Raw genomic sequence first — 19,284 nt, 5'->3', positions numbered from 1 at the left:
GGAAATCGTCGCTTATCACCTGTCCACCAATCTTAAGATGGACATTGTTTATCATACACTGAAGAAACTAGGTCAATCTTTTAAGGGAATGGTCCATCCTGGTGCCATCCTCCATTCCGATCAGGGATTTCATTACACGCACCCTGAATTTCAGAAAAGGGTTAAGAAAATGAAGCTTATCCAGTCTATGTCCCGTAAGGGAAATTGTTGGGATAATGCTCCAATGGAATCCTTCTTTGGGCATTTTAAGGATGAAGTTGACTATGCGGAGTGTCAAACATTCAATGAGCTTAAAAGAATCATTGGAGGTTATATTGAGGAATACAATAACGAGCGTTATCAATGGACTCTAAATAAGATGACCCCGGCACAGTACCGGAGTCATCTGTTAGCTGCATAAAATTCTTACAGGTGCTTTTTTAAACCGTCCACTTTATAGGGCATAGTTCAAAGCCTGGTGAGCGGGTTTTTTATTTTTTTATCTGCCTTTTGTGACAGTCCAGTTTTGCGCAGCTGTTGACAAAAGGAATCGTTATTTTCATTCCGGCCCCCATGCCTCTATACTAATAATATTTTATGATTTGGAAAACATATTTTGGAAAGGAGGGATGAAGAATGTTTGTGAAGAGAGTACTAACTGGATTAATGGTTTTGGTTGCAATGATTGTTACTGCCACAATTCCAGGCTCATTAAGTGTATTTGCTGAATCCAGCCCCGTAACACAGCCTGGAGAGACAGCAAAGACGATTGAGGTCGAGTTGAATGATGATTACTTTAATCCAAAAGTCATCACGCTTCAGAATGGAGTTACAACGACTGTAGTATTGAAAAATAAAGGAAAGAAAGAGCATACCTTTACAGTCGAAAAGCTCGGAATCGACGAGGAAGTCCAGCCGGGAAATGAAAAAACCATATCTGTGAAGCCTGATAAACCTGGTACATATGAACTGATATGCAGGTATCATTTGCAAGAGGGTATGGTTGGAAAAGTAATAGTTAAATAATAGAAACCTCAACAAATTTATTTATTTTACAAGGGCTACTATTGTAGCTCTTATTTTATTTCTAGCTATGATTGCTTCCTTTATTATGGCTGCCGTCGGATTACATGTATTTTTTTGCAATTTCAATTCCTCTTCCGTTTTCCTGCTACACTATGTGCTAAATACACTCCTAAAAACACAGCCTTCGTCCCATATTTGCTCATTTATATTGTCTCCTGCTCGTAACATGTAGTTAAGTCTTAGCCTCTACAAAGCCTGGCTGGGTGTTCAAAATTTATCCAAAAGCTAAAAAGTGTTATATTGGCTTTAAAGAAGAAACCACAGCTCCATAGTGAGGCATGAGAACCGTCCCCATGCTTTCCCGGATTGAAAGGAACTTAGACAATGATTTATGTATTCACCTTTATGCTGGTGTTCTTTATTGCTCTTGCACTGTTTATGAACATGCATCCTGTGTTCGGTGGAAGGCCAAGCAATGAAGACACAGAGGGCTACAATAAATTGGATAATTACGTTAAGGGGAAATTTGTTTTCCTTGCTGGAAAAAATAACAGTCCGAAACCACCCCAGCTCCCAGTTTCAAAAGCTGCTGGCCGTACTCCTAAAAGTCCGATGCCTCCTGTTGAGATTGATTGGAACAAAGTGAAAGGTGAAGAAGACAGCCTGACCTGGTTTGGGCATTCGGCTTTTCTGCTCAGTCTGGATGGTAAAAAGCTGTTTATCGACCCGATGTTAGGTGGCATTGCTTCACCTGTTACGGTCGTGGGACCGAAACGCTACAGCAAACATCTCCTTGATATGGTGGAAGAAATGCCTCCTATTGATGCTGTCCTGCTTACTCATGATCACTACGATCATTTGGATTATCCATCCATACAAAAGCTGAAGGGCAAGACCGGCCATTTCTTTGTTCCACTGGGTGTGGGTGCCCACTTGATTCGCTGGGGAGTGGCAAAAGACAAAATTACTGAGTTAAATTGGTGGGAGGAGTACACCTTTCAAGGCCTAACAATTGCGCTGACTCCATCCAGGCATTTTTCCGGAAGAGGGATTTTTAACCGGAATTCGACTCTGTGGGGCGGCTGGGTCATCTTGGGGAAACACTCCAGATTCTATACGAGCGGAGATGGCGGCTACGATGCCCACTTCAGGGAAATAGGCGAAAAGTATGGTCCTTTTGATCTCGCTTTAATGGAAGGCGGCCAATATGACCGGCGCTGGCCGTGGGCCCATATGTTCCCTGAGCAATCGGTACAGGCGAGCATCGATGTCAAAGGCAAGAGGATGATGCTGATTCATTGGGGAGCCTTTACACTGGCAAGGCATGGGTGGACAGAACCAATAGAGAGGGCAGCCAAAGAGGCCAAGGCAAAAAATGTGGAGCTGATCGCTCCGAGAATCGGTGAAACCATATCATTAAAAGGAACGGATTCTTTTCCTGGTGAGGCATGGTGGGAATTATAGTGAAGAGAATAAAAATGGCGGGGAAGTAAAGTTCCCCGCCATTTTATTTCTGTTTTAATGATGCATGAGAACCGTCCCCATGCCTCACTTCAACAAATCTCTAAGCTTTGCATCCCTGTTTTCGACTGCGTAGTCGTAGGCTGTTTTTCCTTCTGAATCTTTTATTGTTTTGTCTGCGCCATTGGCTAATAAAAGTTCAATCAGTTCATTGTCTGCGTCATTAAAGACGGCGTTTATGAGCGGAGTTGATCCCCAGTTGTCGGTTGTGTTCACATCTGCTCCGTTCTCGATGAGCCACTGTGCCGCTTCCGAATCACCCCAGCTTACCGCATATTGAAGGGCGGTGTTGTTGTCACTGTCTTTTTCATTTATGTCAGCTCCCTCTGCGACAAGCTGCTGAACCTGATCCATGTCTTCATTCATGTAGGCTTGGATGACAGGAGGGAAGTCCATCATGTCTTCTTCATACATATACTCGTCCTCTACCAGATAAGGATCCTCCAGAAAAGCGGTTAAGGCTGTTGCTCCTTCTAAAAAGAACACTGCTGCGCCTGTAATGGATGCAGCCAGTACGATCGAAAGGATGGTTCCGATGATGATCCCTGTTTTCTTTTCCACCACTAGTGGTGATTGTTCAGGATTATGCCAATGGTCCAGGGCATTGATCCGTTTCGGCAAATGTGGATGGCTGGAAAGCTGTTCACTTAGCCACGCAAAGAAGCCCGATTCTTCTTCTGCTTGCTGAACGTAAGCCTGTTTGTTCACTTTAGCGGAAAGCTTCTTCCCGATAGCGAGCACCGTTAATGCCTCTTTTGCTGCCTCCACATTGCCAACATAATAAGCCGCATATCGGTCACATGTATATTCGCAAGCCCGCAAATAAGCTTCCCCTAGAAACGGAACAAACATGGCCGGAAGCAGGATGAAATGAACGAGTACATGGCGGCGCTTAAGATGGGCAAACTCATGGGCGAGAACAAACATGAGCTCCTCTTCACGCTGTTCTTCCACCAAATCAAATATTTCTGAATACACAACGACCATGTTTTTTCCAAAGAACCTGGTCGCGAACGCATTTAACATTCCCATCGATTCCATGACATAAATAGCCGGCATTTTCTCAAGGTCCATCTCTTGTGCTAATTTCGCCGCCTTCTGATAGATGTCAGGAAACTGCTGTTCACTCAGCCGGACGCCATTTCGGCGAATCGAAGCCATCGATAGGGCATGGAAAAAGAATGAAATTAGTATGATCCCTACCATAATCGCAAAACCAACTATTGAAAAAAGCAAAACCAGATAAGCCAAACAGCTGAACACCAGCGCGGCCACAAAATAAATCTTTTCTTTCCGATGAACCAACCTGTTTTTTAACCCATTTTCCTCGAGCACTCTTCTTTCCCCCTGATTCTGATAATCTCTTTAAAAAATATATTTCTATAAGATTATAGTGGAAACTGATAGGAATAGGAATAACATTTTTACCAAAAAGGTGGAAATGATTGGTTGTTCTCTGAGGCTTGAAAGATGTGTGAAGACAACCTCTGGTTGACAAATTAATTTAAATTTATAGAATATTAGAGAAATAGGTTAAAATAGATATAAGGTTGTCCCTGCTTGGGAATGACAACAATACATAAGAGAGGTAGGAAGTCATGGGAAAGAAGATTAATAGAATCAATAAAGTATTAGTGGCCAATAGGGGCGAAATCGCCATCCGCGTGTTTCGTGCCTGTACGGAACTTCATATCCGCACGGTCGCCATCTATTCAAAAGAAGATTCGTTCGCTCTGCATCGTTACAAAGCGGATGAAGCTTATCTTGTCGGGAAAGGGAAGAAGCCTGTCGATGCTTATCTTGACATTGAAGGCATCATCCAGATTGCCAAACAGGCAGGCGTGGATGCCATCCACCCTGGTTACGGGTTCTTGTCGGAAAACATTGACTTTGCCAAAAGGTGCGAAGAGGAAGGAATCATTTTTATCGGGCCAACATCACAACATTTAGATATGTTTGGAGATAAGGTGAAAGCGAGAACACAAGCGCAGCTGGCCGAAATTCCAGTCATCCCTGGGACAGACGGTCCGGTCGCTAACCTTGAAGAAGTTGTCTCCTTCGTAAGCCAGCATGGTCTTCCGATTATCATCAAAGCCTCCCTGGGCGGCGGCGGACGCGGGATGCGGATTGTTCACTCGATCGAGGAAGTCAAGGAATCGTATGAACGAGCCAAGTCAGAAGCAAAAGCTGCTTTTGGGAGCGATGAGGTGTATGTTGAAAAGCTGATCCAAAACCCGAAACATATTGAAGTCCAGATTTTTGGCGACCATGAAGGAAACATTGTTCATTTATACGAACGGGATTGTTCCGTCCAGCGCCGCCACCAAAAAGTGGTTGAAGTGGCGCCGAGTACCTCCCTGTCGGACGAACTGCGCCATGATATTTGCGACGCGGCTGTCAAGTTAATGAAAAACGTAGATTACCTGAATGCAGGGACGGTGGAATTCCTCGTTTGCGGAGATGAGTTTTATTTTATTGAAGTCAACCCGCGCGTTCAGGTAGAGCATACGATTACAGAAATGGTTACGGGAATCGATATTGTTCAAACACAATTGCTGATTGCCCAAGGCTATCCTCTTCATGGCGATAAAGTTGGCATTCCAAAGCAGGAAAACATTTCTACGCACGGTTATGCCATCCAGAGCCGTGTGACGACAGAAGATCCATTGAATGATTTTATGCCGGATACCGGAAAAATCATGGTTTACCGCTCGGGAGGCGGATTCGGTGTCCGTCTTGATGCGGGCAACGCCTACCAGGGATCTGTCATTACGCCTTATTATGATTCGCTGCTGGTAAAAGTGTCGACGCATGCCCTGACGTTTGAACAGGCCGCTTCCAAAATGCTGCGGAACTTAAAGGAATTCCGAATCCGCGGAATCAAAACGAATATTCCGTTTCTGGAAAATGTCATGCAGCATGAAAAATTCCTTAGCGGAGATTATGACACCTCCATTATCGACAGTACTCCGGAACTGTTTATTTTCCCGGTTCGTAAAGACCGAGGGACAAAATTGCTTCATTATATCGGAAATGTCACCATCAACGGCTTTCCTGGGATCGAAAAAAAGGAAAAGCCGATTTTTGAGGAACCATTTGTTCCTGCGTTTCAAGCTGCAGAACCGGCTCCAGCCGGGACGAAACAAATTCTTGACGATAAAGGGGCAGAAGGCCTTGCAGATTGGGTAAAATCCCGCAAGGAAGTTCTGCTCACTGATACGACATTCCGTGATGGCCACCAATCGTTGCTGGCAACGCGGCTTCGTACCAACGATATGAAGAAAATTGCGGAACCGACAGCAAAATTGCTGCCAAACTTGTTTTCACTCGAAATGTGGGGCGGGGCAACCTATGATGTGGCCTATCGTTTCCTTAAGGAAGACCCTTGGGAGCGGCTGATCACTTTAAGGGAGCAGGTTCCGAATGTATTGTTCCAGATGCTATTGCGTGCTTCGAACGCGGTCGGCTATAAAAACTATCCTGACAATGTCATCCAGTCATTTGTGCAGCAATCGGCAGACGCTGGAATCGATGTTTTCCGCATCTTTGACAGCTTGAACTGGGTTAAGGGGATGGAAGTAGCGATTGATGCGGTGCGCCAGACAGGGAAGATCGCTGAGGCCGCCATCTGTTATACAGGGGACATCAATGACTCATCCCGAATTAAATACGATATTCAATATTATAAAAACATGGCAAAGGAACTTGAAAGCCAGGGTGCTCATATTCTCGGCATCAAGGACATGGCCGGCCTGCTGAAACCGGAGGCTGCCTACCGGTTAATTTCCGAGTTGAAGGAAACCGTGGATATCCCGATTCACCTTCATACCCACGATACAAGCGGCAATGGCATTTACACCTATGCGAGGGCGATTGATGCCGGTGTCGATATCGTGGATGTTGCGGCAAGCGCAATGGCCGGTTTGACTTCCCAGCCAGGCGCCGGATCACTCTGCTATGCGTTGAAAGGATCAGAGCGTGAACCTGCGGTTGATGTGGAATCTTTTGAACAGGTTTCAAAGTACTGGGAAGGCGTGCGAAAATACTACCAGGATTTTGAAAGCGGCATGAATGCGCCTCATCCGGAAGTTTACCAGCATGAAATGCCTGGAGGACAATACAGCAACCTTCAGCAGCAAGCCAAAGCAGTCGGGCTTGGCAGCCGCTGGGAAGAAGTGAAAGATATGTACCGCCGCGTCAATTTGATGTTTGGTGATATCGTGAAAGTCACTCCGTCCTCCAAAGTTGTCGGCGATATGGCCTTGTTTATGGTTCAAAATGATTTAACAGAACAAGATGTCCTGGAAAAGGGTGATAAAATTGATTTCCCTGATTCTGTGATTGAATTGTTTGAAGGCTATTTGGGACAGCCAGCTGGAGGTTTCCCGCAGGAATTGCAGAAGGTCATCCTGAAAGGAAAGCAGCCAATCAGCGTCCGTCCAGGTGAATTGATGGATAACGTCGATTTTGATGATATTTGTGATGAGCTGTATAAAAAGCTTGGCCGTCAAGTAACCTCTCACGATATGATTTCTTATGCTCTATATCCTAAGGTATTCCTGGACTATATCAAAACGATCGAACAATTTGGCGATATATGCGTGCTTGATACTCCAACCTTCTTATTTGGAATGAGGCTTGGGGAAGAGCTTGAGGTGGAAATTGAAAAAGGGAAGACGCTGATGGTCAAATTGGTTTCCATTGGAGAAGCCCAGTCAGACGGCACCCGGACGGTTTATTTCGAACTCAACGGACAACAGCGGGAAGTGGTCATTAAAGACGAAAGCATTAAAACGGCTGTTGCTTCAAAAGTAAAAGCCGACCCTGGAAACCAGAATCATATTGCCGCAACGATGCCAGGCACCGTCCTCAAGGTCCTTGTTGAAAAAGGGGCAAAGGTTGCCCAAGGCGATCATTTACTTTTAACCGAAGCGATGAAAATGGAAACAACCATTCAGGCACCATTCTCCGGTATTGTAAAAGAGATTACAGTGCATCCTGGAGATCCTATTGCACCAGGCGATCTGCTGATTGAATTGGCAGAACCGGGCGATAGCGCGGAAAGGGACAGTGAATCTGACAAGGTGGCAGCAAATTAGAGGGAATAGAAATTGAGGTTGGCGGGGAGGCAAAGCTTCCCCGCTAATTTTTTTCAGGTATGGAACAATCCCCATGGTTCCTATGAGAACCTTTTTTCTCAAGGGTTCGTAAGCTCCTTGGAAGTTTGTTTATGATAAATTTCATTTCTATTAATAATTTTATTAGTCAATAACCAATCTAAACATTGTGTTACGTGGAAGGATATTCGTTGAATTTATGTTTTTGGCGTAGTATCATTCGAAAAACCAGAAAAACATGTTCTACATTTTCATTCTGTTATTAAGGGTTCATAGAGGCAAGGCCCACGCACAAATTACATAACATATCAAATTTTAAACGGCCGTAATGTCAGGAGGTTTGTTCATGAAAAATGGGATTAAAATCAGAAAAGCTAAAGTGGGAGACACGATTCTTTTTAAAAGGAAAAACAATAATTGGAGCGGGACTGTGTTTTTGGTAAGGGATAATAGCGTATTGGTTCACATCTCCGAACAAGCAGCCATGCATCTGAATTACGAGACGGTAAGTACAGTTGTAAGGCATGATAATTATGATGTTATTAGTCATAATGTATAACCATGACAGATAAGTCTAGGCTGGACTCTTGAACCTTTAATAGTACCCAAGAAAGACCGTTCATATATTGGCGGTCTTTTTCATTGTGCGGCTGGAGCCTGCATGCCGTGCCTTTTGTGCCAAACGGGAAGTGTGAATGTGACAGAATTCTTATCAGACAAAGAAAAAATCTATCCCGGGGATTCTGGTAGGGATAGATTTTTCTGCTTTGTTTCGTCTTGTGCCTGTACACAAGTAAAAATCATTCTTTCAAAGCGGCAAAGCCGCTTTGCTTCCTGATTACTTCTTCACGGAATGTTTGCTGTTCTTCTTTTGTCATCGCCTTATATTGCTTTAAAAACTTCTCATATTCCGGTACTACTTCTTTTGCAGATCCAAAGGCTTTTATTTCACCGTACTCCAGCCAAATGGCTTTGTCACAAAACTCTTTAATTTGGCCCATCGAATGGCTGACAAAGAAAATGGTTTTGCCTTTGTCTTTAAACTCAAACATTTTGTTTTTGGATTTCTGCCCGAAGACCTGGTCTCCTACGGAAAGGGCTTCATCAATAACGAGAATATCCGGGTCAATGGTCACGGAGATGGCAAAGCCAAGACGGGATTTCATTCCGCTGGAATACTTCTTTACAGGTTGGTCAATAAACTTTCCAATATCCGCAAAATCTATAATGTTGCCTTCCAGCTCGAGAATCTCTCTTTTCTTGAAGCCAAGCATCAAACACTTTAATTCAATGTTTTCCCTTCCAGTTAATTGATTATTCAGTCCCGAGGATATGGCGATGATCGAAGTCTGTCCAATGGTTTTAACGCTGCCAGAGGTGGGAGGGATCACATTGCCTATAATGTTCGTAAGGGTAGATTTCCCTGAACCATTCACGCCAACAAGGCCAATGACGTCCCCTCGATTGGCAGTAAACGAAATATCCTGGAGGGCATAAAAATCCTCACCGTAGCCCCTTGGTAAAACTATATCCAAAAACTTTTCTTTGGAAGATTTATGCATTTTGTATTTTTTGAACACATTTTTCACCACAACTGTTTCACTCATGGAAACACTCATCCTTATAGATAATCGACAAATCGATTTCTAAATTTTAAATGCAAGGCAGATCCGAGGGCCAGCATCATAAAAAGCAAAGCCCAAAAATAAAGCGTATACTGGCCATATTTAACAAAATACCAAGTGGTACCAAGCAGTGATGCCCGGTATCCTTCTACAAGGTAATAGAGTGGATTGAGCTTTAAAAGAAAGGTGAGATCCATTCCCTTCACCTCAAATTTATCTGTATGCCAAATGAGCGGTGTTAAATAGAGCATCATCCTTAACACCGACTGAACAATCTGCTGCACATCGCGAATCATGGTCGAAAGAGTGGATGTAATCAGTCCTAAAGCCAACAGGAAGATTAATGTTCCCAGCATAAAATAAGGAAGCTGGAGATAGTAGACCGATAGCTTAAAGTCGGTAAATTGCAGAAAAACCATGACAACAGCAACGAGCATTAAATGGGTATAGAAATGGGCCATAATCACAAAGGACGGAATGGCACTCATGGGAAAACTCATTTTTGAGATTAATTGGAGTCTCGAATAGATGGATCTCGTGGACTTTGAAATCGCAGGATTGACAAAGAACCATACAATCATCCCTGTAACCATCCAGATAAAAAACGGAACATGGGCGCCGTTCTCCATGGTAATACTTTGGCCGCCCCGGACGCCGATTCCGAATACAAGCCAGTAAATGGACAGCTGAATAAGTGGATTTAACAGTTCCCAAAGCCTTCCCAAATAATTATTATTATTGGCACTTTTTATTTCGAAGGCAGAGAGCCTTAGAATCAAATAGAAGGAAGAAATTTGCTCCCTTATAATAGTAATAAGTGACTTCATAATTAAGAAAATCCTTCCTATCAACGGTTACGGACCTGTACGGTACCCAGTTTTTCCAAAAAAACGGAATATAAAACTCATGCTTCGGGAGTTTGCTTATCTTCAGGCATGAGTTTCACTGGAATTTGCCCTGTGTTCGGGAAACATGTATTTTACCAGGTTATAGCTGGAATGGCCTTTGGAATATTTATTCCATGTCTCCGCGTAGGAATGGATTGCCTCAAAGTCGAAAGAGTTGGTTTCAATTAAATCAATAATGGAATCGGTATCGCGCACGATGGGGCCTGGAATATTGTGATCGAATCGTTCCAAAACCCCTCTCGTCTGTTTATACTTTTCCAAATCGTATGTAAAAAAGATAATCGGCTTTTGCAAAAGCGAGTATTCAAATGAAATGGATGAATAATCCGTAATTAAATAATCTCCTATCACCAGAAGTTCATTAATATCGTATTGGCTGGAAGAAACATCAACAACGAAATCGGGATATTGATTAGAAAGAACCATTGTATTTAGAATGCTGGGATGCAACCGCAAAAATAATACATAATCCTCCGCGAACTTTTCAGCCATTTTTCCAATATCAAGTTGAGGAATAAAATGATCCAATTGATCATCGCGGTAAGTAGGAGCATACAGGATCACTTTTTTATTTTTTAGGCCGGGATGCCGAAGGGTTAGTGTCTTTCTCGCCTTTTCCACAGCCTCTTCGTTAAAAAAGAAATCGGTCCTCGGAACACCGGTTGTTAAGATTTGATCTTTCTTAAGATTGAAGGACTTAATAAAAATAGCAGCCATAACATCCGAACCAACTACTACTTTATGGAATTTGCTGTAAACCTGTAAAAAACGCTTTATGGCTTTAGGACTCCTTGATTTTATCGATTCATCCTCAAGACCAAACTTCTTCAATGCGCCGGAAGCATGCCATAATTGAATACATTCGACCTCTTTTTTGAAATCCACTGCCGCAAGAAAGCCATAATAATTATCGATCATAATATAGCGGGACGTTGCCAAATGATAGATAGATGAAAACCAATGCCATATATTATATCTACCATAAGGAATAAGAACAATATCTAAATAATCCTTGAATAAGCTAATATTCTTCTTGTTACAAAGGACCACCACTCGCACCTGGATGCTTCGCCGCCGCATTTCGTCAAATACATATTTACTGTTATCCCCAAAGCTCACCACAAAGGTTGTCTTTTCCTTTAGTGGGAATAAGTTGAAAAGAAAAAACACCCACTTAAAGAAGAAGAGGAAGAGAAAAACACCTAACTCCCTAGCCATTTTCTTCCATTCAAATCATCTTTAATTCCCGACGTGGAGATCCCAATTGTCCTTGGCAGGTACACTACTTTACAGTAATCCTTTAAAAAATCGAATCGTCCTTTCCAATCGTCCCCCATGACAAAAATATCAACCTGATATTTACATACATCCTCAATTTTTTGGTTCCAGTTGCTTTCCGGAATCACCTTATCAACATAGCGTATGGATTCCAATATCATTTTTCTATCTTCAAAGCTATGATAGGCCCTTTTATTTTTCCCTTCATTAAATTCATCGGTAGAGAGGCCAACGATTAAATAATCCCCTAATGCTTTTGCACGCTTTAGCAAATTTATGTGCCCAAAATGGAGCAAATCAAAAGTGCCATACGTTAGTACCTTTTTCATTGGGACACTCCTCCTTTTAGTGGTAAAGGAATCATTTCACGCAGTAATTATGGTAGGGATATATTTCTGTTTCTATTCTTGGCAAGGCAAAAAAATTTATCGAAGAAAGATAATACTGGGAGATAAGAGTGTATTTGCCGGCTGTAAAAACACAGTCAGCAGCATTACGCTTAGCAAGGATGATTCGATAAAAAAAACACCATGTGTATATATTTATAGAGCCGGTAAATACTGATAAACAGAAAACTTGTTAGGATAGGGGAAATCTGTTTTGATACGAAAAAAATTAACAGGTAAAAATTGTCTTATCCAATCCATCTACATGGAGGGTAATTGTTTTTACATTGAGCTTGGGGTTCCCCGTTGGGCCTTGGCTGATCCGAAACTGACTTTATTATTGGTGGAACGATATACAGCAAAAAAGAAAGAGTATCCCTTGACTGTTGTAAGGCAAAATGCGAGCACTCTTCAAGCTTGTTTAATGGAAACAGATTTGCAGCAGCTGTTGGATGACGGAAAGGACTGGGATGTTTATTTAACGTTCAGCCAAAACGATTCTGTTAACAGGATACGATTGAGCAGCAACCTATTTGAAGTAGAGCTTCTGTTCTATCACAACGATGATAAAATGCTGGCGCCATTTACCACAAACAAAGGAAATATTTCATTTAAATCGCAATCGCCCTGTTTCGTCACGAAGGTGGAACAAATTGACATTATCGATAAAGACCATATTAGGATAAAAGGTTATGTCATTCATCCAATATGGTTTAAGCACTCCCAGCCATCTGATATACAGAAATCTTTGGTTTTTTCAACAAAAGATGAAGAATATGTCTTCAAAGTTCCTTTGAAAGTCGTTGACCGTACGGACTTATCGAAAGAATATAGAAGGGGAGATTCAAATTTCATTCCAATCGGCTATGAGGCTGTCGTACCGGCAAAAGCTCTCCTGTCTAATCAAAGTGAACCATGCGCATTTAAGGCACATATCGAAATCTCCTATTTTGAAAACAATAGGAAAGTAACAACCAAGACATCTGCCATTACAATGAAGGTCCCTAATTTCTCTAAAAAATCTCTAATCAAAAAAGTAAATGGAAACAAGAAAATCATATCCATTGGGAGAACACAAAAAGCAAGGGAAATACATATTAAAATTGAGAATTATGATTTTAAAAATCACATAAAAACAAAAGTGAAGGAAAAACTCGTCTTTGTTAAAAGGCACTCAACTGTTAAAGACCTTTACAAAATGGCTTTTTATTTGATTGGGTTATTGCCTGGCAGTAGAAAAATCGTTGTGTTTGAAAGTTTTCTGGGCAAACAGTTCAGTGATAACCCACGGGCCATTTGCGAGTACTTGAAGGAAAATAATTATGATTACAAAATGTATTGGAGCGTGGACAAAAAGTATCTTCACCATTTCAAGGATAAGAATGTGAATTGTATTCCCAGATTCTCCATTAAGTGGCTGTTTGTCATGCCACGGGCTCGCTATTGGGTAACCAATAGCCGAATGCCTGCATGGCTCCCTAAACCGAAAAATACGATTTACCTTCAGACATGGCACGGGACCCCGTTGAAACGACTGGCTGCCGATATGGAAGAAGTTTATATGCCGGGAACAACGGCCGAAAACTACAAGAACAATTTCATAAAAGAGGCTAAGAAATGGGATTATTTAATTTCCCCTAATGCTTATTCAACCGAAATCTTCCGGAGAGCCTTTCAATTCGAGAATGAGGTATTGGAAACTGGCTATCCAAGGAATGATTTTATATTTCGTCACAATAATGAGGAAACCAGGGGGGACTTTATTTCGAAATACGGTCTCCCCGTGGGTAAAAAGATTATTTTATATGCACCTACCTGGCGGGACAATCAGTTTTATGGAAAAGGCAAGTATCGTTTTGACCTGAACATGGATCTTGATTCAATGAAGGAGCAGCTAGGTGAGGAGTATATTATTCTTTTTAGGCTGCATTATTTAGTTTCTGAAAATCTCGATCTAACGCCTTACGAAGGCTTTGCCTACGATTTCTCCAACCATGAGGATATCCGGGAATTGTATTTAATGGCCGATATCCTGGTTACCGATTATTCTTCGGTATTCTTTGATTATGGGAACCTTAAGCGCCCAATGATTTTCTACGTATATGATATTGAGCAGTATCGGGATCATCTTCGCGGTTTTTATTTCAACTTTGAACAGGAAGCTCCCGGCCCTCTGGTCAGGACAACCGGAGAGCTGATTCACACCATTAAAAGCGTGAAAGAAGAAGCCTTGCCGTCATCTTCCTATTTCGATTCCTTTCATGAAAAGTTTTGTTATTTGGAGTGCGGGGACTCGACGCGTAAAGTGGTAGAAAAGATTTTTACAAATGCAAAAAAAGCCAACTAAGCATAAAGACCTGCTTATAAAGAAGATCTCCCAAGCCGCGCTGGAGTGATCCCGAATAGCTTTATTTAACTAAAACGCCCTGCATCGGGCGTTTTTTTTATCCAAAAGAGGAGGTGGGAGGCGACAGAAAGACATATTCACTTTTTATGCAGGGGACTTTCAAGTCATTCCTGAAAATTATATTTGAATAGCTGTCCAATGTAATAAAAAAGATGCTCCCTTTGTTGAAGCAGGGAGCACCTTGTTGGGAAATTATTTCACTTTGAGTCCAACATTTGAATGGATGGTGGTGTAAAAGATGAAATCACGCTTTTGGTATTCAATCTGATTTTCATTCAATTTTCTAATATTGATTTTGTTGTAGTCATTATAGCGCAGAAACATGGCGTAGCTGGAGGACGGAAGCTGATCTAATAGCTCGAGATCGACTTCCAGCTGTCCATGGCCGCTGCGATTGACCTGAACAGGAATGGAATATTCCAAATTTACGTCTTCCCGGTCCCTGATGATTACATCTGTGATTTGATCGATAAAATCACCGTAAACCATGAAATCAAGGTAATATTTATTATTGTAAAAGTGATCCTCCTTGAAAATGGCGAGCATGGGTACCCGAATGTTGCGGTATGGTTCTTCAAGAAATGGGGCTACATGGTAAGGAAGGTTGTCCTTAATCAAGACTTTCTTCACCTTTTCTTTCTTTTCCCATTCAAATAGCTTTTCAAGCTGCTTCGTTTTTCCTTCCTTAAACAGTTGATAGGCCACTTTATTTAACGGATTAAAGAAGTTTTCCGAGAAATCATAGCGCAGTCCGTCTGTGGTTTTCAGGATCTCGTTAAATTTAGTGTAATAAAGCGGCTTCAACTTTGTTTTTTGAAAATGTCCTGTATTAAACAGCCGTGTTATCGAATCGAACTCGTATAATCGATTCAAGATCATTTTTTCTTTCTCTGGCTCCAAATTCTTTTGAAGAATATAATGAATCACTTTTATATTACTATCTGTTTTTTCCATGATATTCGTTTGTTTGGTTAAAGAAGCATTATTATCGTCAAAGCGGTTTAAATAATAAACCGGTGCTTTTGTCGTTGAAATTTTATTGCAATGAATTAAGACGTCCATAAAAAACTGTTTATCCTCAGCAAACTTCATTTCGGGAAAAACAATCCCATTATCCTTTATGATCTCTCGCTCTTACCATCCTTGCTCGAGGTCCCAAATGCTGAAAGATATGGGGGATCGAGTAGGGGGACACATTTCTTCGCTCTTTACAGGATTCATGCTCCCCAACAATTTTGACGCCGTCTGATTTTAATTGTATGGTTTTTCCAACGATATAATCATCACCTGTTTCCTCTAAAATATTATGCAATATTTCCAACCCATTCGGTTCAAGCCAATCGTCTGCATCCAAAAAGGTTATATATTCCGAGGAAGATAATTGAATTCCAAGGTTTCGGGGCTGGCCGGGTGTTCCTGTATTGCATTCCAGGAAGACCGCAATGATGTTCTCGTATCTAGAAGAGTACTCCAGCAAAATATCCCTTGAAGAATCTGTTGAACAATCATCAACGAGGAGATACTCAATATGATCAAATCCTATCGTTTGGTTGATAACGGAGTCGATCGTCTTCCTTAAATACTTTTCCGCATTATAGACAGGCGTGACAACGGATACCTTGGATTTAGAGGCTCGATTCTCCAATTTGTTATCAACCACATAATAGCCGTCTTCGTTATATGGATAGGTCCGATTTTTATTGAACTTCATTGTTTTAAAGATCCAGGATACATTTACCATAAAAGTTCCCCCGTTCGAATTATTAACAAGCCAATGACCATACAAAAACGCGCAGGCATGGCTATTCTCCTTATTTTTATGGACATATTTTTATGCCTTTATACAAATAAAAGAGAGTATCAACCGGGGAAACCTCCATGTTGAAAAAAAATCTACCTATATCAATAACATTGATTGATACCGGTAGAATCAATATTCCTTCATAAACAGGTCCACAGAGAGATGATTTATCCGCCTGAAGCTATATCTGAAGCAATCTGAAAGCGATAGAAAATCCAAAGAAGGTTTATAGCAGGGAAGTAAAGTTCCCCGCCAATCCTTTTTTGATGCAGAGAACCGTCCCCATGCTTCACTTTCGGTGGATGTGGACGGTGAATTTGTAGCGGTCGGCCCGGTAGGCGGAGAGGACGTATTCGGCTGGTGTGCCGTCATGGAGAAAGGCGGTGCGCTGGATCCTCATGACAGGCGCTCCGTCACTAATTTGCAAGAGTTGGGCTTCGTTTGGCTCTGCGAGCGAAGATTCGATGGTTTGGGTGGCTTGCTCGATCCTTAAGTTAAGCTGGTCTTCCATATAGGCATAAATCGACTGATTGACGATCTTTTCAGTCAGCCCTTTTACAAGGTTGGCGGAAATGTAATTGATTTCGATCGCCATCGGAACATCGTCCGCCAAGCGGATCCTTTTGACTTCATAGACGGGGCTGTTTTCCTTTATCTGCAGGTGATTGGCGATATGCTGTGTGGCCGGGATCAGCTCGAAATGGAGCAGCTTGCTGCTCGGTTCCAGACCTCTGGCCATCATGTCTTCGGTAAAACTGGTGATGCCTGTTAGCGGTTTCTCAATTTTGCATTCCGCTACAAAGGTGCCTTTTCCCTGGACCCGATATAAGTACCCATTGTTGACAAGCTGATTTAAAGCTTGTCTTACGGTCATCCGGCTTATATTTAGTTTCTCGGAGTATTCCCGTTCAGTGGGGAGAGACTCTCCGGGCTTCAAATCCCCGCTGTCGATCTGTTTTTGGATAGATTGAGCCAACTGATAATAGAGTGGAATGTGCAATTGTTTATCGATCATATATAACCTTCTCACATTAAGAAATTACTTATACAGTGACCTCTGATAGAGCGGCTTCGTCGGCAATAATGGTGACATTCGGGTGTGTTTTTAAAACGGATGCAGGGAAGTGTTCACCTACATCTCCTTGCAGAAGCTGTTTTACTGCCTGGCTTTTCTTTTGGCCGGAAACGAGCAGCAGAATTTCCTTGCTCTGCATAATGCTTGCAATTCCCATTGTAATCGCCTGGGTCGGAACTTCCTCTAGGCTGTTGAAGAAACGGGCATTCGCACGGCGGGTAGATTCCGCCAGTTCAATAATATGAGTCTCTGATTGAAACGAAGTGCCTGGCTCATTAAATCCAATATGGCCATTGCCGCCGATTCCAAGTATTTGCAGATCGACTCCGCCATTTTTTTTCAAAAGCGCCTCATATTCCGCACATTCCTGAGAAGGATCCTTGGCGTCTCCGTGCGGTACGTGAGTATTTTCAATTGGGATATCAATATGATTGAACAGCTGCTTGTTCATAAAGCTTCGGTAGCTGTTAGGATTCTCACTGGAAAGGCCAATGTATTCATCCAGGTTGAACGTCTTGACACTTTTATAGGAAGTTCCTTTCTCTTGATGGTCCTGTACCAGCTTCTCGTACATACCAACGGGAGTTGAGCCCGTTGCCAGGCCCAGATTGATACTTGGGTTGCTGCGTACCTTATCAATGATGAGTTCTGCCGCAATACGGCTCATCTCTTCATAATTTTTCACCTTTTTAATCTTCATTTTTCCTCTCCTCCTTGTTGATAGGCAAGCTCTCCCCGGCAAAATGTCATGAATACGTCCAGATGTTCATCGAGGATGACAATGTCCGCATCCTTTCCAATCGAAATGCTTCCTTTACGCTCATAGATGTTCAATTGCTTCGCAGGATTGACTGAAGTCATATGGATGGCGTCCTCAAGGGAGCACCCGGAGAATTCCACCATGTTTTTCAGGCCCTGGCCGAGCTTCAGGATGCTGCCAGCAAGGGTACCGTCGTGTAAAAGAGCTTTCCCGTCGGCTACCGTCACCGCTTGTCCGCCAAGATCATACACGCCGTTCTTCAGGCATTTCGCACGCATCGAGTCGGTGATTAATATGAGGCGGTCCCTTCCTTTATTTTTATAAGCAAGCTTGACCATTTCAGGGCGGACGTGGACGCCATCCGCAATCATTTCAGCTGTTAATTCATCATGTAAAAACGCTGCTCCCACCACACCTGGTTCCCGATGATGCAATCCTCTCATCTGATTGAATAAATGGGTGACCTGGCTTGCTCCAGCTTCTATTGCCTTCACCACTTCCTCATAAGTCGCATGTGAATGACCGATGGAGGCGATGATTCGGTTTTCCTTTAAATATTTAACAAGGTCCAAACCACCTGGCTGCTCGGGCGCGATGGTCACCACTTTAATATGTTCTTTGGCTAATGCATTCCATTTTTTAAAAAGACCAAGGTTGGAATCGACAATATGCTGAACAGGCTGGGCACCAGCCATTTTTGGATTCACAAATGGTCCTTCCAAATGGACACCGAGAATTTCGGCCTTTCCCGGTTCCTGTCCCTGGCTGATATAATTCCCCGCATTTTCCAGGGCGTTTTCAATCGCTGTATTGCTTTGTGTCATGGTGGTGGCTAAAAAGCTTGTTGTTCCTTCTCTAGGAAGGGCAGTGGACATATTATCCAACGCTTCAGGGCTCGCGTCCATCACATCGGCGCCATTCACACCATGGATATGAATATCAATCAGACCCGGAACGGCTGTGAAGGAAGCAGGGACGTCAATCACTTCGAAGCCTTCTGTAGAATCTTCATCGCCGAGGGGACCATACCCGATGATTTGCATGTCCCTGATTTTGAGATACCCATTTTCAATCTTTTTGCCTTCCGCCATGATTTGCATTCCTTTTAACAAAATGGCTTTGGTTGTCTGTTTCATTGTCCATCCTCCTACCCTTTCACGCCCCTATCTTAGCATGGGGGTATGCAGTTGTCTATACCAATTTTGAAGTAAATACCGCAATCCTTACTTTATAAGAGTATCAGCCTCATTTTGGTATAGACCAATACAAAACGTGATTCATTGCTCCTATTAAATCGCGTTAGTTTTTATCCCTGGGAAATGATTTATGTATTTAGAGAGAGATGCGCAACTTTTCACGGTAACAAGGGAAAGATAGGTGGAAAGGGTTATTCCACCCGTT

Annotated in this window: 16 protein-coding genes; 6 read left to right on the top strand and 10 right to left on the bottom strand. The window is 42.4% G+C overall.

The features are described 5' to 3' along the window. The 3 genes from WQ57_RS19230 to WQ57_RS19220 form a co-directional block, all read left to right on the top strand. Positions 1–400: IS3 family transposase (locus WQ57_RS19230; RefSeq protein ID WP_046525394.1), on the top strand; the 400-nt coding region annotated here is incomplete at its 5' end. Positions 401–615: 215 nt separating this feature from the next. Further along, the gene (locus WQ57_RS19225) at positions 616–1,005 is read left to right on the top strand and encodes a cupredoxin domain-containing protein (RefSeq protein WP_046525389.1); all 390 of its coding nucleotides are present in this window, start codon (positions 616–618) and stop codon (positions 1,003–1,005) included. A 384-nt stretch (positions 1,006–1,389) separates the two neighbouring features. Continuing rightward, entirely contained in the window at positions 1,390–2,469 is a 1,080-nt protein-coding gene (locus WQ57_RS19220) for an MBL fold metallo-hydrolase (protein ID WP_046525388.1), read from the top strand. Positions 2,470–2,553: 84 nt separating this feature from the next. Here WQ57_RS19220 and WQ57_RS19215 read toward each other — a convergent pair whose 3' ends face one another. After that, positions 2,554–3,861: a M48 family metallopeptidase gene (locus tag WQ57_RS19215; protein WP_046525387.1), complete on the bottom strand. Its 1,308-nt coding sequence runs from the start codon at positions 3,859–3,861 to the stop codon at positions 2,554–2,556. 263 nt (positions 3,862–4,124) lie between these two features. Between WQ57_RS19215 and pyc the strand changes: the two genes are divergently transcribed. Both pyc and WQ57_RS19205 read left to right on the top strand, forming a co-directional pair. After that, positions 4,125–7,625, top strand: a complete 3,501-nt coding sequence (gene pyc, locus WQ57_RS19210) for a pyruvate carboxylase (protein WP_046525386.1) — start codon at positions 4,125–4,127, stop codon at positions 7,623–7,625. A 364-nt stretch (positions 7,626–7,989) separates the two neighbouring features. Continuing rightward, the gene (locus tag WQ57_RS19205) at positions 7,990–8,202 is read left to right on the top strand and encodes a DUF2187 family protein (protein ID WP_046525385.1); all 213 of its coding nucleotides are present in this window, start codon (positions 7,990–7,992) and stop codon (positions 8,200–8,202) included. Positions 8,203–8,443: 241 nt separating this feature from the next. Here the strand turns inward: WQ57_RS19205 and tagH are convergent, their stop codons facing one another. From tagH to tagD, 4 genes are all read right to left on the bottom strand, one after another. Next, on the bottom strand, positions 8,444–9,250 hold the full coding sequence (tagH, locus tag WQ57_RS19200) for a teichoic acids export ABC transporter ATP-binding subunit TagH (protein ID WP_046525384.1): 807 nt from the start codon (positions 9,248–9,250) through the stop codon (positions 8,444–8,446). 14 nt (positions 9,251–9,264) lie between these two features. Then, positions 9,265–10,095 carry an ABC transporter permease gene (locus WQ57_RS19195; RefSeq protein WP_046525383.1) on the bottom strand — a complete coding sequence of 277 codons (831 nt, stop codon included), beginning with the start codon at positions 10,093–10,095 and terminating at the stop codon, positions 9,265–9,267. A 102-nt stretch (positions 10,096–10,197) separates the two neighbouring features. Continuing rightward, complete coding sequence (locus WQ57_RS19190; RefSeq protein ID WP_046525382.1) at positions 10,198–11,394, bottom strand: CDP-glycerol glycerophosphotransferase family protein; 1,197 nt, start codon at positions 11,392–11,394, stop codon at positions 10,198–10,200. Beyond that, positions 11,379–11,783, bottom strand: coding sequence for a glycerol-3-phosphate cytidylyltransferase (gene tagD / locus WQ57_RS19185; RefSeq protein ID WP_046525381.1), 405 nt, complete (start codon positions 11,781–11,783; stop codon positions 11,379–11,381). The genes WQ57_RS19190 and tagD overlap by 16 nt, the downstream gene beginning before the upstream one ends. Positions 11,784–12,054: 271 nt before the next feature. Between tagD and WQ57_RS19180 the strand changes: the two genes are divergently transcribed. Continuing rightward, positions 12,055–14,187, top strand: coding sequence for a CDP-glycerol glycerophosphotransferase family protein (locus WQ57_RS19180; protein ID WP_052948829.1), 2,133 nt, complete (start codon positions 12,055–12,057; stop codon positions 14,185–14,187). 252 nt (positions 14,188–14,439) lie between these two features. On the opposite strand, the gene WQ57_RS27145 is transcribed toward WQ57_RS19180, so the two are convergent. The 5 genes from WQ57_RS27145 to nagA form a co-directional block, all read right to left on the bottom strand. Further along, positions 14,440–15,309 (bottom strand): hypothetical protein, encoded by an 870-nt coding sequence (locus tag WQ57_RS27145; protein ID WP_206540556.1) that lies wholly within the window; start codon positions 15,307–15,309, stop codon positions 14,440–14,442. Between the two features lie 49 nt (positions 15,310–15,358). Then, positions 15,359–15,988: a glycosyltransferase family 2 protein gene (locus WQ57_RS27140; protein WP_052948827.1), complete on the bottom strand. Its 630-nt coding sequence runs from the start codon at positions 15,986–15,988 to the stop codon at positions 15,359–15,361. A 349-nt stretch (positions 15,989–16,337) separates the two neighbouring features. Then, positions 16,338–17,063 (bottom strand): GntR family transcriptional regulator, encoded by a 726-nt coding sequence (locus WQ57_RS19170; protein WP_046525380.1) that lies wholly within the window; start codon positions 17,061–17,063, stop codon positions 16,338–16,340. A gap of 28 nt (positions 17,064–17,091) precedes the next feature. After that, the gene (gene nagB, locus WQ57_RS19165) at positions 17,092–17,823 is read right to left on the bottom strand and encodes a glucosamine-6-phosphate deaminase (protein ID WP_046525379.1); all 732 of its coding nucleotides are present in this window, start codon (positions 17,821–17,823) and stop codon (positions 17,092–17,094) included. Then, positions 17,820–19,019, bottom strand: coding sequence for an N-acetylglucosamine-6-phosphate deacetylase (nagA, locus tag WQ57_RS19160; protein WP_046525378.1), 1,200 nt, complete (start codon positions 19,017–19,019; stop codon positions 17,820–17,822). Before nagA ends, nagB begins: the two co-directional genes overlap by 4 nt. Positions 19,020–19,284: the final 265 nt, after the last annotated feature.

The sequence above is a fragment of the Mesobacillus campisalis genome, assembly GCF_000986785.1.
Taxonomy (GTDB): domain Bacteria; phylum Bacillota; class Bacilli; order Bacillales; family Cytobacillaceae; genus Mesobacillus_B; species Mesobacillus_B campisalis.
This window is presented reverse-complemented; position numbering and strand designations above follow the sequence as displayed.